At 56.5% G+C, this 22,607-nt stretch carries 33 protein-coding genes; all 33 read left to right on the forward strand.

Annotation, left to right across the window (positions count from 1 at the left end; all coding sequences use genetic code 11):
- Positions 1-330: 330 nt before the first annotated feature.
- Positions 331-702: a 30S ribosomal protein S12 gene (gene rpsL / locus FJ695_RS15000; RefSeq protein WP_006936459.1), complete on the forward strand. Its 372-nt coding sequence runs from the start codon at positions 331-333 to the stop codon at positions 700-702.
- Between the two features lie 12 nt (positions 703-714).
- A complete protein-coding gene (gene rpsG / locus FJ695_RS15005; RefSeq protein ID WP_141186209.1) occupies positions 715-1,185 on the forward strand; it encodes a 30S ribosomal protein S7 in 471 nt (156 codons plus the stop codon).
- Positions 1,186-1,210: 25 nt separating this feature from the next.
- A complete protein-coding gene (fusA, locus tag FJ695_RS15010; protein ID WP_141186210.1) occupies positions 1,211-3,286 on the forward strand; it encodes an elongation factor G in 2,076 nt (691 codons plus the stop codon).
- A gap of 47 nt (positions 3,287-3,333) precedes the next feature.
- Positions 3,334-4,524: an elongation factor Tu gene (tuf, locus tag FJ695_RS15015; RefSeq protein ID WP_141186199.1), complete on the forward strand. Its 1,191-nt coding sequence runs from the start codon at positions 3,334-3,336 to the stop codon at positions 4,522-4,524.
- A gap of 72 nt (positions 4,525-4,596) precedes the next feature.
- Positions 4,597-4,905 (forward strand): 30S ribosomal protein S10, encoded by a 309-nt coding sequence (rpsJ, locus tag FJ695_RS15020; RefSeq protein ID WP_006936455.1) that lies wholly within the window; start codon positions 4,597-4,599, stop codon positions 4,903-4,905.
- A 23-nt stretch (positions 4,906-4,928) separates the two neighbouring features.
- Positions 4,929-5,639, forward strand: coding sequence for a 50S ribosomal protein L3 (gene rplC / locus FJ695_RS15025; RefSeq protein ID WP_141186211.1), 711 nt, complete (start codon positions 4,929-4,931; stop codon positions 5,637-5,639).
- Complete coding sequence (gene rplD, locus FJ695_RS15030; protein ID WP_141186212.1) at positions 5,639-6,259, forward strand: 50S ribosomal protein L4; 621 nt, start codon at positions 5,639-5,641, stop codon at positions 6,257-6,259. The genes rplC and rplD overlap by 1 nt, the downstream gene beginning before the upstream one ends.
- Entirely contained in the window at positions 6,256-6,549 is a 294-nt protein-coding gene (locus FJ695_RS15035; RefSeq protein ID WP_008196252.1) for a 50S ribosomal protein L23, read from the forward strand. The genes rplD and FJ695_RS15035 overlap by 4 nt, the downstream gene beginning before the upstream one ends.
- A gap of 18 nt (positions 6,550-6,567) precedes the next feature.
- Positions 6,568-7,401 carry a 50S ribosomal protein L2 gene (gene rplB, locus FJ695_RS15040; protein ID WP_141186213.1) on the forward strand — a complete coding sequence of 278 codons (834 nt, stop codon included), beginning with the start codon at positions 6,568-6,570 and terminating at the stop codon, positions 7,399-7,401.
- 11 nt (positions 7,402-7,412) lie between these two features.
- The gene (gene rpsS / locus FJ695_RS15045) at positions 7,413-7,691 is read left to right on the forward strand and encodes a 30S ribosomal protein S19 (RefSeq protein ID WP_022998243.1); all 279 of its coding nucleotides are present in this window, start codon (positions 7,413-7,415) and stop codon (positions 7,689-7,691) included.
- Positions 7,692-7,693: 2 nt separating this feature from the next.
- The gene (rplV, locus tag FJ695_RS15050; RefSeq protein WP_141186214.1) at positions 7,694-8,074 is read left to right on the forward strand and encodes a 50S ribosomal protein L22; all 381 of its coding nucleotides are present in this window, start codon (positions 7,694-7,696) and stop codon (positions 8,072-8,074) included.
- Positions 8,074-8,805 (forward strand): 30S ribosomal protein S3, encoded by a 732-nt coding sequence (gene rpsC, locus FJ695_RS15055; RefSeq protein ID WP_141186215.1) that lies wholly within the window; start codon positions 8,074-8,076, stop codon positions 8,803-8,805. Before rplV ends, rpsC begins: the two co-directional genes overlap by 1 nt.
- 47 nt (positions 8,806-8,852) lie before the next feature.
- Complete coding sequence (gene rplP / locus FJ695_RS15060) at positions 8,853-9,266, forward strand: 50S ribosomal protein L16 (RefSeq protein ID WP_141186216.1); 414 nt, start codon at positions 8,853-8,855, stop codon at positions 9,264-9,266.
- 21 nt (positions 9,267-9,287) lie between these two features.
- Positions 9,288-9,488, forward strand: a complete 201-nt coding sequence (rpmC, locus tag FJ695_RS15065; RefSeq protein WP_133946861.1) for a 50S ribosomal protein L29 — start codon at positions 9,288-9,290, stop codon at positions 9,486-9,488.
- A 12-nt stretch (positions 9,489-9,500) separates the two neighbouring features.
- Positions 9,501-9,731: a 30S ribosomal protein S17 gene (gene rpsQ, locus FJ695_RS15070; protein ID WP_141186217.1), complete on the forward strand. Its 231-nt coding sequence runs from the start codon at positions 9,501-9,503 to the stop codon at positions 9,729-9,731.
- A gap of 68 nt (positions 9,732-9,799) precedes the next feature.
- Positions 9,800-10,168 (forward strand): 50S ribosomal protein L14, encoded by a 369-nt coding sequence (gene rplN / locus FJ695_RS15075; RefSeq protein WP_116699622.1) that lies wholly within the window; start codon positions 9,800-9,802, stop codon positions 10,166-10,168.
- Positions 10,168-10,485, forward strand: a complete 318-nt coding sequence (gene rplX, locus FJ695_RS15080) for a 50S ribosomal protein L24 (RefSeq protein WP_141186218.1) — start codon at positions 10,168-10,170, stop codon at positions 10,483-10,485. The genes rplN and rplX overlap by 1 nt, the downstream gene beginning before the upstream one ends.
- Positions 10,478-11,035 carry a 50S ribosomal protein L5 gene (gene rplE / locus FJ695_RS15085; RefSeq protein WP_141186219.1) on the forward strand — a complete coding sequence of 186 codons (558 nt, stop codon included), beginning with the start codon at positions 10,478-10,480 and terminating at the stop codon, positions 11,033-11,035. The genes rplX and rplE overlap by 8 nt, the downstream gene beginning before the upstream one ends.
- Before the next feature lie 21 nt (positions 11,036-11,056).
- Positions 11,057-11,362, forward strand: a complete 306-nt coding sequence (gene rpsN, locus FJ695_RS15090; protein ID WP_141186220.1) for a 30S ribosomal protein S14 — start codon at positions 11,057-11,059, stop codon at positions 11,360-11,362.
- 12 nt (positions 11,363-11,374) lie between these two features.
- Positions 11,375-11,773: a 30S ribosomal protein S8 gene (rpsH, locus tag FJ695_RS15095; protein ID WP_006936438.1), complete on the forward strand. Its 399-nt coding sequence runs from the start codon at positions 11,375-11,377 to the stop codon at positions 11,771-11,773.
- A 41-nt stretch (positions 11,774-11,814) separates the two neighbouring features.
- The gene (gene rplF / locus FJ695_RS15100) at positions 11,815-12,348 is read left to right on the forward strand and encodes a 50S ribosomal protein L6 (RefSeq protein WP_141186221.1); all 534 of its coding nucleotides are present in this window, start codon (positions 11,815-11,817) and stop codon (positions 12,346-12,348) included.
- 12 nt (positions 12,349-12,360) lie between these two features.
- A complete protein-coding gene (gene rplR / locus FJ695_RS15105; protein ID WP_141186222.1) occupies positions 12,361-12,723 on the forward strand; it encodes a 50S ribosomal protein L18 in 363 nt (120 codons plus the stop codon).
- 41 nt (positions 12,724-12,764) lie between these two features.
- The gene (gene rpsE / locus FJ695_RS15110) at positions 12,765-13,331 is read left to right on the forward strand and encodes a 30S ribosomal protein S5 (protein ID WP_141186223.1); all 567 of its coding nucleotides are present in this window, start codon (positions 12,765-12,767) and stop codon (positions 13,329-13,331) included.
- A gap of 41 nt (positions 13,332-13,372) precedes the next feature.
- Positions 13,373-13,570: a 50S ribosomal protein L30 gene (gene rpmD, locus FJ695_RS15115; protein ID WP_006936433.1), complete on the forward strand. Its 198-nt coding sequence runs from the start codon at positions 13,373-13,375 to the stop codon at positions 13,568-13,570.
- 19 nt (positions 13,571-13,589) lie between these two features.
- Positions 13,590-14,057: a 50S ribosomal protein L15 gene (gene rplO, locus FJ695_RS15120; RefSeq protein WP_141186224.1), complete on the forward strand. Its 468-nt coding sequence runs from the start codon at positions 13,590-13,592 to the stop codon at positions 14,055-14,057.
- A gap of 49 nt (positions 14,058-14,106) precedes the next feature.
- Positions 14,107-15,438: a preprotein translocase subunit SecY gene (gene secY / locus FJ695_RS15125; RefSeq protein ID WP_141186225.1), complete on the forward strand. Its 1,332-nt coding sequence runs from the start codon at positions 14,107-14,109 to the stop codon at positions 15,436-15,438.
- A complete protein-coding gene (locus FJ695_RS15130; protein ID WP_141186226.1) occupies positions 15,435-16,031 on the forward strand; it encodes an adenylate kinase in 597 nt (198 codons plus the stop codon). The genes secY and FJ695_RS15130 overlap by 4 nt, the downstream gene beginning before the upstream one ends.
- Positions 16,032-16,212: 181 nt before the next feature.
- The gene (gene rpsM, locus FJ695_RS15135) at positions 16,213-16,581 is read left to right on the forward strand and encodes a 30S ribosomal protein S13 (RefSeq protein ID WP_141186227.1); all 369 of its coding nucleotides are present in this window, start codon (positions 16,213-16,215) and stop codon (positions 16,579-16,581) included.
- A gap of 69 nt (positions 16,582-16,650) precedes the next feature.
- Complete coding sequence (gene rpsK / locus FJ695_RS15140; RefSeq protein ID WP_006936427.1) at positions 16,651-17,040, forward strand: 30S ribosomal protein S11; 390 nt, start codon at positions 16,651-16,653, stop codon at positions 17,038-17,040.
- Between the two features lie 92 nt (positions 17,041-17,132).
- Positions 17,133-18,155, forward strand: a complete 1,023-nt coding sequence (locus FJ695_RS15145) for a DNA-directed RNA polymerase subunit alpha (protein ID WP_141186228.1) — start codon at positions 17,133-17,135, stop codon at positions 18,153-18,155.
- Positions 18,156-18,235: 80 nt separating this feature from the next.
- Positions 18,236-18,661: a 50S ribosomal protein L17 gene (gene rplQ / locus FJ695_RS15150; protein ID WP_141186229.1), complete on the forward strand. Its 426-nt coding sequence runs from the start codon at positions 18,236-18,238 to the stop codon at positions 18,659-18,661.
- A gap of 167 nt (positions 18,662-18,828) precedes the next feature.
- Positions 18,829-21,009 carry a methyl-accepting chemotaxis protein gene (locus FJ695_RS15155; protein WP_209010674.1) on the forward strand — a complete coding sequence of 727 codons (2,181 nt, stop codon included), beginning with the start codon at positions 18,829-18,831 and terminating at the stop codon, positions 21,007-21,009.
- Positions 21,010-21,139: 130 nt separating this feature from the next.
- Positions 21,140-22,597, forward strand: coding sequence for a DegQ family serine endoprotease (locus FJ695_RS15160; protein WP_247653641.1), 1,458 nt, complete (start codon positions 21,140-21,142; stop codon positions 22,595-22,597).
- Positions 22,598-22,607: the final 10 nt, after the last annotated feature.

The raw sequence follows: 22,607 nt of genomic DNA on the forward strand, positions 1-22,607 counted from the left end.
CGCGGAAATGCGGAATTTCCAACAAATCACTTGACGCAAAGGGTGCATCTGAGTAGGTTCCGCGCATCCCAAGGGCAGGCGGTAAGAGCGAACCCTCCAGCGCTTCTGAAGAGCGCAGGACACAGTCCTCTTAAACGCTGCCGGGTCACATAGGCGAATACGCGTCGATTGCATGACCGCGAGGTAACTCGTGGTCCTCTGGTTTTTCGCAGCGCCGGCCGCTCTTTTCGGAGCGTGCGGGCGCGATTCTGCATGTTTGAACACATGTGGCATCAGCGGGGGACTGCAGTTGCACAAAGAATTTTGGATGGACAAGGTAAAGGGCACAGAATGCCGACCATCAACCAGTTGATCCGCAAGCCGCGGAAAGATCCGCCGAAGCGGAACAAAGTGCCGGCCATGGAGGCCTGCCCGCAGAAGCGTGGTGTTTGCACCCGCGTCTACACGACCACTCCGAAGAAGCCGAACTCGGCTCTGCGTAAAGTGGCGAAAATCCGTCTGACCAACGGCTTTGAAGTCATTGGATACATCCCGGGTGAAGGCCACAACCTTCAGGAACACTCCGTTGTGATGATCCGCGGCGGCCGTGTGAAGGATTTGCCGGGTGTCCGTTATCACATCATCCGTGGTGTGCTGGATACCCAGGGCGTTAAAGATCGTAAGCAGCGCCGTTCGAAGTACGGCGCCAAGCGGCCGAAGTAAGGAGCACGTTAGATGTCCCGTCGTCACCGCGCAGAAAAACGCGAAATCAACCCGGATCCGAAATTCGGGGATATGGTCGTCACCAAGTTCATGAACTCCATCATGTACGACGGCAAGAAGTCCACCGCCGAGCGCATTGTTTACGGTGCTTTCGACGTTGTTGAGAACAAGACCCGTGAGAACCCGATCGAAGTGTTCCACGCCGCTCTTGAGAACGTTATGCCGCAAGTGGAAGTTCGTTCCCGCCGTGTTGGTGGTGCGACCTACCAGGTTCCGGTTGAAGTTCGTTCTGACCGCCGTCAGGCGCTTGCGATCCGTTGGTTGATCGCAGCAGCTCGTAACCGCAACGAAACCACAATGGTTGATCGCCTCTCCGGTGAACTGCTCGATGCAGCAAACAACCGTGGTACCGCAGTTAAGAAGCGCGAAGACACGCACCGGATGGCCGACGCCAACCGCGCATTCTCGCACTATCGCTGGTAATAAGTTACTTCGAAGGGCTGACGCTATGTCGCGCACGCATAATATCGAGGACTACCGTAACTTCGGCATCATGGCTCACATCGATGCTGGTAAGACGACCACCACCGAGCGGATCCTCTACTACACCGGTAAGAGCCACAAGATCGGTGAAGTTCATGATGGCGCTGCCACTATGGACTGGATGGAGCAGGAGCAGGAGCGTGGTATCACGATCACCTCTGCTGCAACCACCGCTCACTGGAATGACAAACGCCTGAACATCATCGACACCCCAGGCCACGTTGACTTCACAATTGAAGTTGAGCGGTCCCTGCGTGTTCTTGATGGCGCGGTTGCTCTTCTGGACGCCAACGCTGGCGTTGAGCCGCAGACTGAGACTGTTTGGCGTCAGGCCGACAAGTACAACGTCCCGCGGATGATCTTCGTCAACAAGATGGACAAACTCGGCGCCGATTTCGATCGCTGCTGCGAGATGATTAAGTCCCGTCTTGGGGCCACTCCGCTGGTCATGCAGCTGAACATCGGCGCTGAAAGCGAATTCGCTGGCGTTGTTGATCTGCTGAAAATGAAAGCTCTGATCTGGCAGTCCGAAAACCTCGGCGCTGCTTGGGACGTTCTGGACATCCCGGCTGAGCTTGCTGACCGTGCGCAGGAAATGCGCGACGCTCTGATCGAGACTGCTGTTGAGATCGACGAAGAAGCAATGGAAGCTTACCTGGAAGGCGAAGAGCCGTCTTTCGAGAAGCTTCAAGAGCTGATCCGTAAGGGCACCATTGCTGGTGATTTCGTTCCGGTCTTCTGTGGTTCTGCGTTCAAGAACAAAGGCGTGCAGCCGCTTCTTGATGCAGTTGTTGATTACCTGCCGAGCCCGGTTGAAGTTCCGGCTATTAAAGGTATCGATCCGAAGAACGAAGAAGAAGTTGAGCGTCAGTCTTCTGATGAAGAGCCGCTTGGCCTGCTGGCATTCAAGATCGCGAACGACCCGTTCGTTGGCTCTTTGACCTTCTGCCGCATCTACTCCGGTGTTCTGAACAAGGGTGTTTCCCTTCTGAACACTGTTAAAGACAAGCGTGAGCGCGTCGGCCGGATGATGCAGATGCACTCCAACTCCCGTGAAGACATTGATGTGGCCTATGCAGGTGACATCGTGGCGATCGCAGGTCTCAAAGACACCACCACTGGTGACACCCTTTGTGATCCGCTGAAGCCGGTCATTCTGGAGCGGATGGAATTCCCTGAGCCGGTCATCGAGATCGCAGTTGAGCCGAAGACCAAAGCCGACCAGGAAAAAATGGGCCTCGCCCTGAACCGCCTGGCTGCTGAGGATCCGTCCTTCCGCGTGAAGACCGACGAAGAGTCCGGTCAGACCATCATCGCCGGTATGGGTGAATTGCACCTCGACATCATCGTCGACCGCATGAAGCGTGAGTTCAAGGTTGAGGCGAACATTGGTGCGCCGCAGGTTGCTTACCGCGAAACCATCACCAAGGTTGCAGACGTGGATTACACCCACAAGAAGCAGTCTGGTGGTTCTGGTCAGTTCGCTCGCATCAAGCTCACCATCGAGCCGTCCGAGCCGAATGAAGGTTACGTCTTCGAGAGCAAGATCGTTGGCGGTAACGTTCCGAAGGAATACATCCCGGGTGTTACCAAGGGTATCGAAAGCGTCATGTCGTCCGGTCCGCTGGCTGGCTTCCCGATGCTCGACATCAAGGCAACACTCACCGATGGTGCCTACCACGACGTTGACTCCTCTGTTCTGGCCTTCGAAATCGCCGGCCGTGCCGGTTTCCGCGAAGCCATTCAGAAAGCTGGCCCGAAACTTCTCGAGCCGGTCATGAAGGTCGAGGTTGTTACCCCGGAAGATTACATGGGTGATGTGATTGGTGACCTGAACTCCCGCCGCGGCCAGATCGCGGGTACGGAGAACCGGGGCATCGTGACCGTCATCACAGCAATGGTACCGCTGGCCAACATGTTTGGTTACGTGAACAACCTGCGTTCCATGTCTCAAGGCCGCGCCCAGTATTCGATGGTGTTCGATCACTACGATCAGGTGCCGCAGGCTGTCGCCGAAGAGGTTCAGGCGAAATACGCCTGATCCCAACCTCTTGAATTAATTAAGAATTAGAGAAACGGAGTACTCCGATGGCGAAGGAAAAGTTTGAGCGCAATAAGCCGCACGTTAACATTGGCACGATTGGCCACGTTGACCACGGCAAGACGACGCTGACCGCTGCAATCACCATGACGCTTGCAGAAGCTGGTGGTGCAGAAGCAAAAGCCTATGATGAGATTGACGGTGCGCCTGAAGAAAAGGCACGCGGCATCACCATCTCCACGGCACACGTTGAGTATGAGACGGAAAACCGTCACTACGCTCACGTTGACTGCCCGGGCCACGCCGACTACGTGAAGAACATGATCACCGGTGCTGCGCAGATGGACGGCGCGATCCTGGTGTGTTCTGCAGCAGACGGCCCGATGCCACAGACCCGTGAGCACATCCTGCTTGCGCGTCAGGTTGGTGTTCCGGCTCTGGTTGTTTTCATGAACAAGGTTGACCAGGTCGACGACGAAGAGCTTCTTGAGCTCGTCGAAATGGAAATCCGTGAGCTGCTGTCTTCTTACGAATTCCCGGGCGACGACATTCCGATCGTTAAGGGTTCTGCGCTGGCAGCTGTTGAGAACCGTGATGCGGCGATTGGCCGTGACGCGATCCGTGAGCTGATGGCTCAGGTTGATGAGTACATTCCGACCCCGGAACGTCCGAAGGATCAGCCGTTCCTGATGCCGATCGAAGACGTGTTCTCAATCTCCGGCCGCGGTACTGTTGTGACCGGTCGTGTTGAGCGCGGTGTGATCAACGTGGGTGAAGAAGTCGAGATCGTCGGCATCAAGGACACCCAGAAGACCACGGTTACCGGCGTTGAAATGTTCCGCAAGCTGCTGGACAGCGGTGAAGCTGGCGACAACATCGGTGCTCTGATCCGCGGCGTTGGCCGTGAAGAGGTTGAGCGCGGCCAGGTTCTGTGTAAGCCGGGTTCTGTTAACCCGCACACGAAATTCAAGGCTGAGGCGTACATCCTCACAAAGGAAGAAGGTGGCCGTCACACGCCGTTCTTCACCAACTACCGTCCGCAGTTCTACTTCCGCACGACCGATGTGACGGGTGTGGTTCACCTGCCGGAAGGTACGGAAATGGTGATGCCGGGTGACAACGTCTCCGTCGACGTTGAGCTGATCGTGCCGATCGCCATGGAAGACGGCCTGCGCTTCGCGATCCGCGAAGGTGGCCGCACCGTCGGCGCCGGCGTCGTAGCCTCCATCATCGAATAATCGACAGCCGGGCCTGCCGGCGCAATCAAAGTTTGAGCGGGCAGGCCCGCAGTCAATTTGGGAACAATAACAATGAACGGTCAGAATATCCGGATCCGCCTGAAGGCTTTTGACCACCGTATTCTCGATGCTTCCACCAAGGAAATCGTGAACACGGCAAAGCGGACCGGTGCACAGGTACGGGGTCCCGTGCCGCTGCCGACGCGGATCGAGAAGTACACCGTGCTTCGTGGCCCGCATATCGATAAGAAAAGCCGCGATCAGTTCGAGATGCGCACGCATAAGCGTCTGCTCGACATCGTTGACCCGACACCGCAGACCGTGGACGCGCTGATGAAGCTCGACCTGGCCGCTGGTGTCGACGTCGAGATCAAGCTCTGAGGCGAGGCGAAGGGGACACATCCATGCGTTCTGGAGTGATCGCTCAGAAAGTGGGCATGACCCGCATCTATAACGATGCAGGCGAGCATGTTCCGGTCACGGTTTTGCGGCTGGAAAATTGCCAGGTGGTAGCCCACCGGACTGACGAAAAGAACGGTTACAACGCACTGCAGCTCGGTGCCGGTACCCGTAAAGTAAAGAATACGCCGAAGGCACTGCGCGGCCACTTTGCTGTTGCAAAGGTTGAGCCGAAGCGGACTGTGGTCGAGTTTCGCGTTTCCGCGGACAACATGATCGACGTGGGCGCAGAAATCACTGCCGACCACTACGTCGAAGGCCAGTTTGTCGACGTGACCGGCACTTCCATCGGTAAAGGTTTTGCCGGTGTTATGAAGCGTCACAACTTCGGTGGTGGCCGTGCATCGCACGGTAATTCGATCTCGCACCGCTCACACGGTTCTACCGGTCAATGTCAAGACCCGGGCCGCGTGTTCAAGGGCAAGAAGATGGCCGGTCATATGGGTGATGCCCGCGTGACCACGCAGAACCTGAAGGTTGTGCGCACTGATGTTGAGCGTGGCCTGATCATGGTCGAAGGCTCTGTACCGGGCGCCAAAGGCGGCTGGATCCAGGTCCGCGACGCGATCAAAAAGGCGCTGCCGGAAAACGTTCCGGTCCCGGGTGCTTTCAAAGCGTCCGCAGCGGCTGAGGCTGCCGGGAAGGAGAGCGAGTGATGGAACTCCAGGTCAAAACCCTCGAAGGTGGGGCGGCCGGTTCGATCACGGTGTCTGACGAGATCTTTGGTCTCGAGCCGCGCACCGATTTGATCCACCGTGTTGTGCGCTGGCAGCTTGCCAAGCGCCAGGCGGGCACCCACAAGACGCTGCAGCGTTCGGAAGTCACTGGCTCGACGAAGAAATTCGTCCGCCAGAAAGGTTCCGGCGGTGCACGTCACGGCAACAAGAAGGCTCCGCAGTTCCGCGGCGGTGGTAAGGCATTCGGTCCGGTCGTTCGCGACCACGGCCATGACCTGCCAAAGAAAGTCCGCGCTCTGGGCCTGAAGCACGCTCTGTCGGCCAAAGCCAAGACAGACAGCATCGTTGTTGTTGAAGATGCAAAAGCTGCTGAAGCAAAAACCAAGGCTCTGAAGTCCCAGCTGAACAAGCTCGGCCTGACCAGCGCTCTGGTGATTGACGGCGCTGAAGTTGACAACAACTTCGCACTGGCTTCCCGCAACATTCCGCACCTGGATGTGTTGCCGGTTCAGGGCATCAATGTTTACGACATCCTGCGCGCCAACACGCTTGTGTTGACAAAAGCTGCGGTGTCCGCACTTGAGGAGCGCTTTAAATGAGCAATCTTCCTCACTACGACAAAATCGTCGGTCCGGTAATCACCGAAAAATCGACGATGGCTTCTGAAGAGAACAAGGTTGTCTTCAAGGTTGCCAACGATGCAACTAAGCCGGAAATCAAGGCCGCTGTCGAAGCTCTGTTCGGCGTCAAGGTCACGGCAGTCAACACTCTGGTCCGCAAGGGCAAAGTGAAGCGCTTCCGCGGACGTCTTGGCCGCCAGTCTGACTTCAAAAAGGCCGTCGTTACGCTGCAGGAAGGTCACGCGATTGACGTGGCTACCGGGCTCTAAGACGGGGACTTAAGAAAAATGGCACTTAAGACATTCAATCCGACGTCCCCAGGCCGCCGTCAGCTGGTTCAAGTTGACCGCTCCGGTCTGTGGAAGGGCAAGCCGGTCAAGACTTTGACCGAAGGCCTGTCCAAGTCCGGTGGTCGTAACAACACCGGCCGCATGACGTCTCCGAACCGCGGTGGCGGTCACAAGCGGACTTACCGTCTTGTCGACTTCAAACGGCGTAAATGGGACGTACCGGCAACGGTTGAGCGCCTCGAATACGATCCGAACCGGACCGCATTCATCGCTCTGATCCGTTATGAAGACGGTGAGCTGAGCTACATTCTGGCTCCGCAGCGTTTGGCCGAAGGCGACACTGTCGTAGCTGGCGAAAACGTCGACGTGAAGCCGGGCAATGCAGCTCCGCTGTCCAAAATTCCGGTCGGTACGATCGTGCACAACATCGAACTGAAGCCTGGTAAAGGCGCTCAGATCGCTCGTTCTGCCGGTGCGTTCGTTCAGATCGTTGGCCGTGACCAGGGTTACACAACGCTGCGCCTGATGTCTGGTGAGCAGCGCCGTGTTCTCGGCACTTGCATGGCCACTATTGGCGCTGTGTCCAACCCGGACCATGCCAACATCAACCTCGGTAAGGCAGGCCGTTCCCGCTGGCTCGGCATCAAACCGCATGTTCGCGGTGTTGCTATGAACCCGATCGATCACCCGCACGGTGGTGGTGAAGGCCGGACATCTGGCGGACGTCATCCGGTTACTCCTTGGGGTAAACCGACCAAAGGTAAGCGCACGCGGAAGAATAAGCAGACTGATAAGTATATCGTCCGCTCCCGCCACGCGCGTAAGAAGTAAGGGACAGGATCGTGGCACGTTCGATCTGGAAAGGTCCGTTTGTCGACGGGTATCTGCTGAAGAAAGCGGACAAGGTACGCGAGTCCGGCCGGAACGAGGTCATCAAGACCTGGAGCCGCCGCTCGACGATCCTGCCGCAGTTCGTTGGTCTTACCTTCGGCGTCTACAACGGTCAGAAGCACGTTCCGGTGCTGGTGTCTGAAGAGATGATTGGTCACAAGTTCGGTGAGTTCTCACCGTCCCGGACCTATTACGGACACGGCGCCGACAAGAAGGCGAAGAGGAAGTAACGATGGGCAAGCCGAAGCGTGAGCGGACGCTCGCTGACAACGAAGCTCGGGCGATGACACGGATGATTCGTGTTTCCCCCCGCAAGCTGAATCTCGTTGCTGCTGCTATCCGTGGTAAAAAAGTCGGTTCCGCGATTGCGGACCTGACATTCTCCCGCAAGCGTATCGCACAGGATGTCAAGAAAACTCTGATGTCTGCCGTTGCCAATGCGGAAAACAATCACGACCTGGACATCGACAACCTGGTGGTTGCCGAAGCTCATGTTGGCAAAGCTTTTGTCATCAAGCGGTTCCAGCCCCGTGCACGTGGACGTGTTGGCCGGATCGAGAAGCCTTTCTCGAACCTGACGATCGTCGTGCGTGAAGTTGAGGAGAGTGCCTGATGGGACATAAAGTTAACCCGATCGGCATGCGCCTCGGGATCAACCGCACCTGGGATTCTCGCTGGTACGCCAACAAAAACGAATATGGCGATCTTCTGCACGAAGATTTCCGCATTCGTGAGTACCTGATGAAGGAACTCAAGCAGGCTGCGGTTTCCAAAGTGGTTATCGAGCGCCCACACAAAAAATGCCGCGTGTCCATTCACTCCGGTCGTCCGGGTGTGGTCATCGGTAAAAAGGGTGCCGACATCGAGCGTCTTCGCAAGAAGATTGCCGACATCACCAATTCCGAAGTGCATCTCAACATTGTTGAAGTGCGCAAGCCGGAAATCGACGCGACCTTGGTTGCCGCTTCGATCGCTCAGCAGCTGGAACGCCGTGTTGCTTTCCGCCGTGCCATGAAGCGGGCCGTTCAGTCCGCGATGCGTCTTGGCGCACAAGGCATCCGGATTAACTGTGGCGGCCGTCTCGGCGGTGCGGAAATCGCGCGTATCGAATGGTACCGTGAAGGCCGCGTGCCGCTTCACACACTGCGTGCGGACATCGACTATGGTGTTGCCAGCGCTCACACAGCTTATGGCGTGTGTGGTGTGAAGGTCTGGATCTTCAAAGGCGAAATCCTCGAGCATGATCCGATGGCGTCCGAAAAACGGGCAACAGCGGGCAACGAGGGTGGAAACCAGGGTGATCGCGGCGGACGCCGGGATCGGGGCCGCGAGCGCGCAGCTTAATCTAAGCTGCCTGCCGCTCGTAAGAATAGAAAGACGAGAGAAGAACGATGCTGCAACCGAAGCGCACTAAGTTCCGCAAGCAGCACAAGGGCCGCATCCACGGCTTGTCGAAGGGGGGGACTGACCTCAACTTCGGCGCATTCGGTCTGAAGGCTCTGGAGCCGGAGCGGGTTACCGCTCGTCAGATCGAAGCGGCCCGTCGTGCTATGACCCGTCACATGAAACGTGCGGGTCGTGTTTGGATCCGTATCTTCCCGGATCTGCCGGTTTCTTCGAAACCTGCTGAAGTCCGCATGGGTAAGGGTAAGGGTTCTCCGGATTACTGGGCTTGCCGCGTCAAGCCGGGCCGGATCATGTTCGAAATTGACGGTGTGCCGGAAGACATTGCGCGTGAAGCAATGCGTCTTGCCGCTGCCAAGCTGCCGATCAAATGCCGTTTCGTTCAGCGTATCGGCGAATAAGGCAGGCCAGGAGAGACAGCCATGAAGGCGACCGATGTACGGGCTAAGACCCTCGACGAGCTCCGCACAGAGCTTGAGGGCCTGAAGAAAGAGCAGTTCAACCTGCGCTTCCAGAAGGCTACGGGTCAGCTTGAAAACACCGCACGAGTCCGGCAGATCCGCCGTGATATCGCGCGTATCCAGACGATCATGCGCGAAAAGCGCGTGTCGGCGACCGCATAAGGAGACGGATCTATGCCAAAGCGTATCCTGCAGGGCACCGTTGTCAGCGACGCCAATGACAAAACGGTGACGGTAAACGTGGAGCGCCGCTTCACACACCCGCTGCTGAAAAAGACTGTGCGCCGGACTAAGAAGTACCGCGCACACGATGAAAGCAACCAATACAAGGTTGGCGACTCTGTTCAGATTGAAGAGTGTGCGCCGATCTCGAAAAACAAACGTTGGACAGTGGTTACTCAGTAACCACGCTCCATGTGTGAGCATCAGGCGCCCGCAAACGGTGCGCCGATAGAAGAACAAGGCAGCCAGTCATGATTCAGATGCAAACAAACCTCGACGTCGCGGATAACTCCGGCGCTCGTCGTGTCATGTGCATCAAAGTGCTCGGTGGCTCCAAGCGGAAATATGCCTCTGTTGGCGACATCATCGTTGTGTCAGTCAAAGAAGCTATTCCACGGGGCCGCGTTAAAAAGGGCGACGTGATGAAGGCTGTCGTCGTGCGCACGGCAAAGGATATCCGCCGTCCCGATGGCAGCGTGATCCGGTTCGACCGCAATGCGGCCGTGCTGGTCAATAACAACAAGGAGCCGGTCGGCACCCGTATTTTCGGACCAGTGCCGCGTGAACTCCGCGCTAAGAACCATATGAAAATCATTTCGCTGGCGCCGGAGGTGCTCTGATGGCTGCGAAAATCAAAAAAGGCGATACGGTGGTCGTACTGACCGGCCGTGATAAGGGCAAGTCTGGCGAAGTCGTTCAGATCCTGCCGGCCGACAACAAAGCACTGGTACGCGGCATCAACATGGTTCGCCGTCACCAGAAGCAGACCCAGACCCAGGAAGCTGGCATCGTTTCTAAGGAAGCGCCGATCCATCTTTCCAACATCGCTCTTGCCGATCCAAAAGACGGTAAAGCGACACGCGTCGGCTTCAAAGTGCAGGACGATGGTGCCAAGGTCCGTGTGGCCAAGCGTTCGGGAGACCTGATCGATGGCTGAGACCTCTTACGTGCCGCGTCTTAAGACGCACTACGACGAAGTCGTGCGCAAGCAGCTTCAGGAAAAATTCGAGTATGCGAACGTTATGCAGGTTCCGCAGCTTGAAAAAATCGTCCTGAACATTGGTGTTGGCGAAGCAGTGGGCGATTCCAAGAAAGCCCGTATCGCTGCTGAAGATCTGGCTGCAATTGCTGGTCAGAAGCCAGTCATCACCAAGGCGAAAAAATCCATCGCGACCTTCAAGGTCCGCGAAGGCATGCCGCTTGGTTCGAAGGTGACACTGCGCCGTCAGCAGATGTTCGAATTTCTCGATCGTCTGATCACCATCGCGCTGCCGCGTGTTCGTGACTTCCGTGGCCTGAACCCGAAGAGCTTCGACGGCCGTGGCAACTACGCCATGGGCATCAAAGAGCACATCGTGTTCCCGGAAATCGAGTACGACAAGGTCGACCAGATCTGGGGTATGGACATCATCGTCTGCACCACGGCGCCGACCGATGACGAGGCGCGCGAGCTTCTGCGTGCTTTCAACTTCCCGTTCACGAAATAACGGGCAAGGAAGGAAAACACGATGGCGAAGAAAAGCGCAGTCGAAAAGAACAAGCGTCGCGAGAAGCTTGTCAAGAAATACGCCGAGAAGCGTGCCGCTCTGAAAGCTATGGCCAAGGACGCAACCTTGAGCCCTGAAGAGCAGTTCAATGCCCGCCTGAAGCTGGCCAAATTGCCGCGGAACTCCGCGCCGAACCGCGTTCGCAACCGTTGCGAAGTGTCCGGCCGTCCGCGCGGTTATTACCGCAAGCTGAAGATGTCGCGTATTGCGCTTCGTGAACTGGGTTCTCTGGGTAAGATCCCGGGCCTGGTCAAGTCGAGCTGGTAAGGAGAAACTCCGATGGCAATTTCTGATCCGTTGGGGGATATGCTGACCCGGATTCGCAACGCGCAAATGCGTCGCAAGAACAAGGTCAGTTCACCAAATTCCAAATTGCGCGCACACGTACTTGATGTGCTTGCAAAAGAAGGGTACATCCGTGGCTACACCACGGTTGAATACGAGGGCGGTAAGTCCGAGTTGGAAATCGAACTGAAGTATTTCGACGGTGAACCGGTGATTCGCACGATTGAGCGCGTTTCCAAGCCGGGCCGCCGCGTGTACTCATCGGTGAAAAACATCCCGCATGTCTCTAATGGGCTGGGCGTGTCGATCATTTCGACTCCGCGCGGTGTCATGAGCGACCATCAGGCGCGGGACGAAAACGTAGGTGGCGAGGTACTGTGTCGCGTCTTCTGATGCGGCATTCTCGCTGTTAAAACAACGACAAGGTTGGTCAAATGTCTCGTATTGGCAAAAAGCCAGTCCCCGTGCCGAGCGGGGTAACGGCATCGATCGACGGTCAGACAGTCTCGATCAAGGGCCCGAAAGGCGAAAAGTCTTTCGTGCTCAATGATCTTGTTCTGGCCGAAATGACTGATGACGGGATCAAAATCGATCCGCGTAACAACTCCAAGCCGGCTCGCTCCATGTGGGGCATGAGCCGCACCATGGTTCTGAACCTGATCACCGGCGTGACCGAAGGCTTCAAAAAAGACCTCGCGATCACTGGTGTTGGTTACCGTGCTCAGGTTCAAGGTCAAAACCTTCAGCTGGCGCTTGGTTTCTCGCATGATGTTGTCTATCCGATCCCGGAAGGCATCGAAATCAAGTGCGCGAAACCGACGGAAATCAGCGTTTCTGGTACCGACAAACAACGTGTCGGTCAGGTCGCAGCTGAAATCCGCGAATTCCGCCCGCCGGAGCCGTACAAAGGCAAAGGCGTTCGTTATGCAGACGAGTTCATCGTCCGCAAAGAAGGCAAGAAGAAGTAACGGACCAGGATCATGGCGAACAGCAAACAAGCTTTCGAACGCCGCCGCGATCGCGTGCGCCGTTCAGTCAAGAAAGCCGCGAACGGTCGTCCGCGCCTTTCTATCTTCCGCTCGTCGAAGCAGATCTACGCCCAGATCATCGACGACGCGCAGGGACATACAATTGTCTCCGCTTCTACGATCGAAACAGATCTCAAGGGCAGCCTGAAAACGGGCGCCGATGTGTCTGCAGCTGCAGCCGTTGGCAAGCTTGTTGCCGAGCGTGCAGCCGCCGCCGGTGTCAAGCAGGTCGTGTTCGACCGTGGCGGGTACCAGTATCATGGGCGTGTTAAAGCGCTCGCCGATGCCGCCCGCGAAGGTGGACTTGAATTCTGACCAGCGCCCGTTGGCGCTCTTAAGTACGGAAGACGTATAAAATGGCGAGACAGGATAATCGCGATCGCGACGAGCGAGACAGCGAATTCGTCGACAAGCTCGTACACATCAACCGCGTGGCCAAAGTGGTCAAGGGTGGCCGTCGCTTCGGCTTCGCAGCCCTCGTTGTTGTTGGTGACCAAAAGGGCCGTGTCGGCTTCGGTCATGGTAAAGCACGTGAAGTGCCGGAAGCCATCCGGAAAGCAACTGAAGCTGCAAAGCGCACGATGATTCGTGTACCGCTGCGCGAAGGCCGGACGCTCCACCACGATGTGGAAGGCCGTCACGGCGCTGGTAAGGTTCTGCTGCGTGCAGCACCGGCCGGTACCGGTATCATCGCAGGTGGTCCGATGCGTGCGGTTTTTGAAACACTTGGCGTTCAGGACGTTGTGGCAAAGTCTCTGGGGACTTCCAACCCCTACAACATGGTTCGTGCGACTTTCAACGCGCTGACCAAAGAAGACAGCCCGCGCTCCGTTGCTGCCCGCCGTGGCCTTAAGGTCTCTGTGTTGCAGTCCCGGCGTCGTGACAACAACGAAGAGGCGGCTCCGGCTGCTGCTGAGGGTTGACCTTAGCGGCGCGAGCCACCAGCTGAATGAGGGTTAGTTCCATGGCGAACACCGAAAAGACTGTTACGGTCGAACAGATCGGCAGCCCGCTGCGCCGTCCTAAGGACCAGCGCGCGACGCTCGTCGGTCTCGGCCTGAACAAGATGCACCGCCGTTCCACACTGAAGGACACTCCTGAAGTGCGCGGCATGATCAATAAGGTCCAGCATCTCGTTCGCGTCGTCGAAGACAACGCGTAAGGGGTGAGGAGATAAAGACATGAAGCTCAACGAACTTCGTGACAACGAAGGTGCCTCCCCGGAGCGCACACGCGTTGGCCGCGGTATCGGCTCTGGCAAAGGCAAGACCGGTGGACGTGGTGTTAAAGGTCAAAAGTCCCGCTCTGGTGTAGCGATCAAGGGCTTTGAAGGCGGTCAGATGCCGCTTCACCGCCGTCTGCCAAAGCGCGGCTTTACGAACATTTTCGCCAAGGACTACAGCACTGTGTCCGTCGGCCGTGTTCAAAAGGCAATCGACGCTGGTAAGCTGAACGCTTCTGAGACGGTGACCGTCGAAGCGCTGAAGGCTGCAGGCGTGGTCAAGCGGGTCCGTGATGGCGTCCGCATCGTTGCCAACGGTGAACTCACCGCGGCAGTGACCTTTGAAGTTGCCGGTGCCTCCAAAGGCGCTGTAGCAGCGATTGAAAAAGCAGGCGGCAAAGTCGCCGTTCTGGGAGCTCAGGCTTAACAGCCTGGGCTTTTCCCATTTGTCAGCAAGCATCCGACCGGAGTAGGGCATGGCATCGGCCGCCGAGCAACTGGCGTCAAATCTAAATTTCTCAGCTTTCGCCAAGGCTGAAGAACTCAAAAAGCGCATCTGGTTCACGCTAGGGGCGCTTTTGGTTTATCGACTGGGCACTTACATTCCGATGCCCGGGATCAATCCGGAAGCCTTTGCGCAGGCCTTTAGTCAGGCCCAGTCCGGTATCATCGGCATGTTCAACATGTTTGCCGGTGGTGCGGTTGAGCGCATGGCGATTTTCGCCCTCGGCATCATGCCGTACATCTCCGCCTCCATTATCATGCAGCTGATGACGACCGTCGTTCCGACGCTCGAGCAGCTGAAGAAGGAAGGCGAGCAGGGCCGGAAAGTCATCAACCAGTACACCCGCTACGGCACCGTGATTCTGGCTGCGTTCCAGGCTTATGGCATTGCGGTTGGCCTGGAAGGCGCGACTAATGTTGTCACCGATCCGGGTTGGTTCTTCCGCGCATCGACGGTGATTACGCTGGTTGGCGGCACCATGTTCCTGATGTGGCTGGGTGAGCAAATCACTGCCCGCGGCATTGGTAACGGTATTTCGCTGATCATTTTCGCCGGCATTGTCGCAGGTCTTCCGTCAGCGATCGTACAGACACTTGAACTTGGCCGTCAGGGATCCCTGGCGACTGGTATCATTCTGGCCGTTATTCTGCTGGCAGTTGTCGTGATTGCGCTGATCGTGTTCATGGAACGGGCGCAACGCCGTCTCTTGATCCAGTATCCGAAGCGTCAGATGGGCAATCGGATGTTCGAGGGCAATACCTCGTTCCTGCCGCTGAAGCTCAACACGGCCGGCGTTATTCCGCCGATCTTCGCATCTTCACTCCTGTTGGTTCCGGCAACGATCTCCGGGTTTAATGCCGGTGGAGGTAACGATGTGCTGACCACCATCACAGCGCTTCTTGGCCATGGCCAGCCGTTGTTCATGGTGTTCTATGCCGCAATGATCATCTTCTTCTGCTTCTTCTACACAGCGATTGTTTTCAATCCGAGCGATACGGCTGACAATCTGAAGAAGCATGGCGGCTTCATTCCGGGCATCCGTCCGGGTGAGCGGACAGCGCAATACATTGACCATGTGTTAACCCGGATTACTGTCGTTGGTGCAATTTACATCACCATCGTTTGTCTATTACCCGAATTCCTCATTTCGGCGACCGGCGTTCCGTTCTATTTCGGGGGGACATCCTTGTTGATTGTCGTGAGCGTGACAATGGATACCGTATCTCAGATCCAGGGTCATTTGCTGGCGCATCAATATGAAGGGCTGGTGAAGAAAGCGAAACTTAGGGGGAGACGCCGATGAGGCTCATTCTGGTTGGACCGCCAGGTGCGGGGAAGGGGACACAGGCTGCGCGGCTTGTTGAGAAATATGGAATTCCTCAACTGTCGACAGGTGACATGCTGCGCGCAGCTGTTGCAGCCGAAACCCCGGTTGGTCTGAAGGCCAAAGCGGTTATGGATGCTGGCGGACTGGTGTCGGATGACATCGTTGTCGGCATCATCCGGGACCGTATCGCCGAAGACGACGCCAAAAAGGGGTTCATCCTGGATGGCTTCCCACGGACACTGGCCCAAGCAGAAGCGCTTGATCAGATGCTCACCGAAAACAGCTTGACGCTGAACAGCGTTGTTGAGCTTCGGGTCGATCAGACCAAACTGGTCGACCGGATCATCAACCGGGCTGAAGAAGCAAAGGCTGCCGGTCAGCCGGTCCGCAAGGACGACGACCCGGAAGTCTTTAAGCAGCGTCTTGAGGCGTATAACCGCGATACCGCTGTTGTGGTGCCTTACTACGAGAAAACAGGCCTCCTGTCGGTAATCGATGGCATGCAGTCAATCGATGACGTAACGGCTTCGGTTAATTCCGTTCTTCAGGGACTTGACGAGAACGTTTAGAGCCGGTAAACGACCCGCTCTAGCTTACAGTTCAGCCGGTTCCATGCCCATGGGACCGGCATTGTCTGTGCCGGGTCTGACCCGGCATTTTCGTACCCCGCAAGGGCCGGCCTCCACCGGACGCGGGGCTTTTTGAAACGCGATCTGGTTTCGGCTGGACCGCAAAAACATGGAGATCAACGTGGCACGTATTGCTGGCGTTAACATCCCGACGAACAAGCGCGTTGTCATCGCGCTTCAGTACATTCACGGCATTGGTGCGAAATTCGCCCAGGAAATCATCGAAAAGAACAACATCGATGCTGCCCGCCGTGTAAACGAGCTTTCTGACGCAGAAGTCCTGCAGATCCGTGAAACCATCGACCGTGACTACATGGTTGAGGGTGATCTGCGCCGTGACACTGCAATGAACATCAAACGTTTGATGGACCTTGGCTGCTACCGCGGCCTGCGTCACCGTCGCGGCCTTCCGGTTCGTGGTCAGCGGACGCACACAAACGCACGTACCCGTAAGGGTCCGGCGAAGCCGATCGCTGGTAAGAAGAAATAATCATAACCTCGATTGGTGGTGGAGCTGCCGGAATTACGGCAGTGACGAGATCAAAACAAGGATACAAGAATGGCTAAAGATACGACGCGCGTGCGTCGCCGCGAGCGCAAGAATATCTCTTCTGGCGTTGCGCATGTGAACTCTACGTTCAACAACACCATGATCACGATCACGGACGCTCAGGGAAATGCGATTTCCTGGTCTTCCGCCGGTGCACTCGGTTTCAAAGGCTCCCGTAAGTCTACACCGTATGCTGCGCAGGTTGCCGCTGAAGATGCTGCCAAGAAAGCTGCTGAACACGGCATGCGTACTCTCGAAGTTGAAGTCCGTGGTCCAGGTTCTGGTCGTGAATCTGCTCTGCGCGCGTTGCAGGCTGCTGGTTTCCTCATCACGTCCATCCGTGACGTGACGCCGATTCCGCACAATGGCTGCCGTCCGCGCAAGCGCCGCCGCGTCTAAGGCTTTCCAGCTTTAGGTACCTGTTTCTCCAAATGGCAAAGAATTGCCCGGCATTGAATTGAACCGGGCGGGATAGCCGAAGGGACGAAAACGTGACCATTCAAAAAAACTGGCAAGAACTGATCAAGCCGACCAAGCTCGAGATCAAGCCGGGTGAAGATCCGCGCTTCTTGGCAACTGTTGTTGCCGAGCCGCTTGAGCGTGGCTATGGCCTGACCTTGGGCAATGCTCTGCGCCGGATTCTGCTGTCTTCCCTTCAAGGTGCAGCAGTAACTGCGGTTCAGATCGACGGCGTTCTGCACGAGTTTTCCTCGATCCCAGGCGTGCGTGAAGATGTCACCGACATCGTTCTCAACATCAAGGAAATCGCCATCCGTATGGAAGGTGAAGGCCCTAAGCGCATGGTTGTGCGTAAGCAGGGACCTGGTGTTGTGACCGCAGGTGACATCCAGACCGTTGGCGACGTGGAAGTGCTCAATCCAGAGCTGGTGCTGTGCACCCTGGATGAAGGTTCAGAAATCCGCATGGAGTTCACTGTCAACACAGGCAAGGGCTATCATTCGTCAGACCGGAACCGTCCGGAAGACGCGCCGATTGGCTTGATCCCTGTCGACAGCCTCTATTCTCCGGTCAAGAAGGTCTCCTACAAGGTGGAAAACACCCGTGAAGGCCAGGTTCTTGACTATGACAAGCTGACCCTGACTGTCGAAACCGATGGTTCCGTCAAACCGGATGATGCCGTGGCTTTCGCCGCACGCATTCTGCAGGATCAGCTCTCCATCTTCGTCAACTTCGAAGAGCCGCAGCGTGAAGTCGCCGAGGACACTGTCCCGGAACTGGCGTTCAATCCGGCGCTTTTGAAGAAGGTCGACGAACTGGAACTGTCTGTCCGGTCTGCAAACTGCCTGAAGAACGACAATATCGTGTATATTGGCGATCTCATTCAGAAGACCGAAGCGGAAATGCTGCGGACGCCGAATTTCGGCCGCAAGTCGCTCAACGAAATCAAGGAAGTTCTCGCCCAGATGGGTCTCCATCTCGGTATGGAAGTTGCCAACTGGCCGCCAGAGAACATCGACGATCTCGCCAAGCGTTACGAAGATCATCAGTATTAAGGGCGTACGCGTCCTAACGGAGCAACCGGGCAAGTGCTTTAAACAAAGAGCAGACTGCCTGAAAGACAAAGGAGAGGGCCATGCGCCACGGTAAATCCGGCCGCAAGCTCAACCGGACCGCTAGCCACCGCAAGGCTATGTTCGCGAACATGGCAGCGTCGCTGATCAAGCACGAACAGATCGTTACGACCTTGCCGAAGGCTAAAGAAATGAAGCCGATCATCGACAAGCTCATCACCTTGGGCAAGCGCGGTGATCTTCATGCACGCCGCCAGGCAATTTCGCAGATTCGCGACGTTGCTATGGTCAAGAAGCTGTTTGACACGCTGGGTGAGCGCTACAAGGACCGTCAGGGCGGTTACTCGCGCGTTCTCAAAGCTGGTTTCCGTTATGGAGATAACGCTCCGATGGCCGTCATCGAGCTGATCGACCGGGACCCGGAAGCACGTGGCGCTGAAGACCGCGCGCGTGTTGAAGCTGAAGAAGCGGCTGAAAACGCAGCGTAAGTCGTACGACTTTCGTTTCAGGAAAGGCGGGCTATCAGGCCCGCCTTTTTTGTTGCGATTTTTTCGGATGGTCGCGATCTAGCGATTGCAATCGCCACATTATCAATACTTTAACGGTCACTGGGTAGTTTTCTCCCATGTCTCGCGGGGGGACCAGGAGAATCCAATTGACCCAAGCATCTACCTCACCCAAGGCCAGCAAATGGCCAGCCATTCGTTTGTCGTTTTTGATTCCGGCTCTCATGGTCTTCTTGACCATCGGTGCCTGTACTGCGGTCGGAGTAATCGGCTACATCAATGGTCGGGATGGATTGCGGGAAGCGGCTGAAGCTGAACTGGGCATGGTCGTCAATGCCAAGTCCGCGCTGTTGGAAGCCAAGCTGGCTTCAATCGAAAATGAAGTCGTCAATGTGGCGACCGGCGCAGGGATCGGTGAAGCACTCGTCAACATGACGAATGCGACCATGAACCTCAGCAAACAACGCCCAGAGATCCTGGAATACTACCAGTCACCGGCGACGCCTGAAGAACGCGCCGAAAAACTCGGTGACGATCACAAATCCATGTACTCCTGGCGCCACTCAGAAATCCACGGGTCTTTCGTGTCGATTTGGAAGAACGGCGGTTACGGCGATGTCTATCTGATGGATCCCGAGGGCCTGGTGATTTATTCCGTCGCCAAAGGTGAAGAATTCCTTACACCTGTTGCCGAAGTTGCTGGTGGGGAAAGTGGTTTGAAAACTGCTTTTGAGCGGGCAAAGGAATCTGAAGAAGGTCAGATCGCGACCAGCCAATTTGAAGTTTATGGGCCGGGCGGCAATTCCGCTTCGATGTTTGTGGCCGCGCCGGTATATGTGAATTCCTTTGGTGATATCTCTTTCGGCGGCGTTGTTGCCATTAGAGTAGACGCCGGTGTCCTGGACGGTGTTGTCTCCAATCGGGCTGATCTTGGTCAAACTGGACAAGCTTATGTGGTGAATGGGGACGGGTATTCTCTATCCAACAAGCCGCTGTCTGCAGATGTCACTGCTTTGACGGAACTTAATGAAGGTTCTGTCGTGAAATCTGCCTTGGGCGGGTCTGCGGGCGCAGGAATTGAGACTGGGCCAGACGGAATGGACCGTTTGATGGTCGCCAAGCCTCTGACTTTCCAAAACCATCAGTGGGCAGTCGTTGCTGAAAAGACGGTTGAAGAAACCTTTGCCAGCGTGACCTCCATGCGCAACTCCATGGTCATGTGGTCCATGATCGCAATTGCGATTGCCGCTGCCATCGCCATTGTCTTCTCGCGGAACATTACAAAACCGCTGAGCACCCTGGTGGGCGCACTAACTGCGATTGCAGAAGGTGATCTCAACGCGGAAATCACCGCTGCTCGCCGTAAGGATGAGATCGGAGACATCGGACGTGCTGTTCTGCAAATTCGCCAGAATGCAGCTGAGGAAAACGAACAGCGGGCGGCCGAACAGGCTCAAACCGCCGAGCGTCAAGCTGCGCAGCGCCAGGAAATGCTGGCGAGCCTTGCTGGCGACTTCGAAGCAACTGTTGGCACGGTTGTCGACAAGGTTGCGCAATCAGCTGCTTCCTTGCGTGAATCCGCCGGTAATATGCGGAACATGACCGAGACTGCCGGCGAAACATCCGCCAAGGCCGCCGGCATGTCGCAGGAGGCTTTGGCAGAAGTCGAATCCATCGCTGCCGCCTCTGATCAGCTGTCCAGCTCCATTCAGGAAATCTCGACCTTGATCGAGCGGTCCTCCAGCGTTGCAGCTGATGCGACCCGCCGCGCGCAAACGACCAACGAAACGGTTAAATCGCTGGCTGAAGCGGCCAACCGGATTGGTGAAGTTGTTACGCTTATCAGCGATATTGCCGACCAGACCAACCTCCTGGCCCTGAACGCCACCATTGAGGCGGCGCGTGCAGGCGAAGCGGGCAAAGGGTTTGCGGTTGTTGCGTCCGAGGTGAAGGACCTTGCGGCTCAAACCGGTAAGGCGACTGGCGAGATCCAGCAGCAGATTGACGCGATCCGCGGTGCGACCGACGATGCTGTTGGCGCTATTGGCGACATTCAGAAAACCATCGACGAGATCACTCAGTCGGTCAGCGAAGTGGCTGCTGCGGTAACGGAGCAGAGCTATGCAACGCAGGGCATTGCTGAAAACACGCAGCGTGCGGCTGGCGGAACGTCTCAGGTCACTCAGGATGTCCAGAACGTGTCGTCCTTGTCTGAACAGACCAACAGCGCAGCTCAGTCCTTCTCCGAAGAAGCGTCCGCGATGGCAAGCCAGGCAGACCATCTGGATGAAGAGGTTCGGAACTTCCTGAGCCAAGTCCGCTCTGCCTAAGTGCAGTCCATAATGCTATTAGAAAGCCGCGGGTCACTCCCGCGGCTTTTCTCTTTGTATTTTCCTCTCTTCTGACCTATCTGCCATGTAATCAAACTGGAATGACAGATTCGAATAGAGGGGAGCCTTCATGCGTCTGATTAGAACCCGTTTAGCAGGCTATGCGAGAACCGTTATAGCCGGGCTGATGGCGGTGTGTTGGATCGGATCAGCCGCTGCCCAATCGCCGCAGCCAACACCTGCAGACTTGCGTCTCGTTCCGGAAAGTGCAGCCCAGGTCAAATTGTCCTTCGCGCCGCTGGTCAAGGAAGTCGCACCAGCTGTGGTCAATGTCTATGCCAGCCGGAAGGTCGTCCAGCGCCAGCGGACGTCGCCGTTTTTTGACGATCCTTTCTTTCGCCGATTTTTCGGTCAGCCAAACGGTGGCGGTGACCGGCCGCGCGAACGGGTGGAGTCTTCGCTCGGTTCCGGCGTTATCATTTCGGCCGATGGTACGGTCATCACCAATCATCACGTCATCAAAGGTGCGGATGAGGTGCGTGTTGCGCTTAACGACCGCCGCGAATTTGATGCCGACATTGTGCTGATGGACGAGCGCACTGATCTGGCGGTCCTGAAAATCAGGGAAGGGGCCCCGTTTGACCATGTCGAATTCGCCAGTACGGACAGTCTCGAAGTTGGCGATCTGGTGCTAGCCATCGGCAACCCGTTTGGTGTTGGCCAGACGGTGACACAGGGGATCGTATCGGCCTTGGCCCGCACACAGGTCGGTGTGACGGATTTCCAGTTTTTCATTCAGACCGATGCGGCCATTAACCCGGGCAACTCGGGCGGTGCCTTGGTCGATATGACCGGCAAGCTGGTAGGCATCAACACCGCGATCTTTTCTCGATCAGGCGGGTCCAACGGGATTGGGTTTGCAATTCCCGCCCATATGGCGCGTTATGTTGCAAAGGCAGCCGATCAGGGTGGTAAGGTTCAGCGGCCTTGGCTCGGAGCAACCGTGCAGCTCGTGAGCGCCGAAATTGCGGAAGCTCTGTCCTTGGACCGGCCGCGCGGTGTACTGGTCACCGCCGTTTTTGATGGGACACCTGCCCATGAGGCGGGGCTTCGGGTCAGTGACCTGGTTGTCGCGATTGACGGCAAAGAAGTCATAGATCCAAATGCCTTCGGATACCGGTTTGCCACCAAAATGATTGGAGAGAGTTCTGAGTTTACGGTTCTACGCTCCGGTAAGGAACAAATCGTCACCGTCGCCTTGAAACCGGCTCCGGAAACTGTTCCGCGCGATACCCGGGAGTTGATGGAGTTTTCACCTTTTGAAGGCGCGACTGTTATGAACCTGTCCCCCGCGGTCTCCCAGGAATTTGGTCTCGCCGGATTGCCGGAGGGGGTCATCATCACAGAAGTGAAACGGGGTGGCCAGGCGGATAAAGTTGGCATGCGCCCTGGCGATATTGTCCGTGCGGTGAATGATCAGAATGTGAACAGCACCCGCATGTTGGAAACCATAACCAAAACCCCGCCGCGCGTTTGGCGTCTCGAAATCGAGCGCGACGGTATCGTGAACCAACTGGTTCTGCGCTAACAAAGGCCAG

The sequence above is a fragment of the Labrenzia sp. PHM005 genome, assembly GCF_006517275.1.
Taxonomy (GTDB): domain Bacteria; phylum Pseudomonadota; class Alphaproteobacteria; order Rhizobiales; family Stappiaceae; genus Roseibium.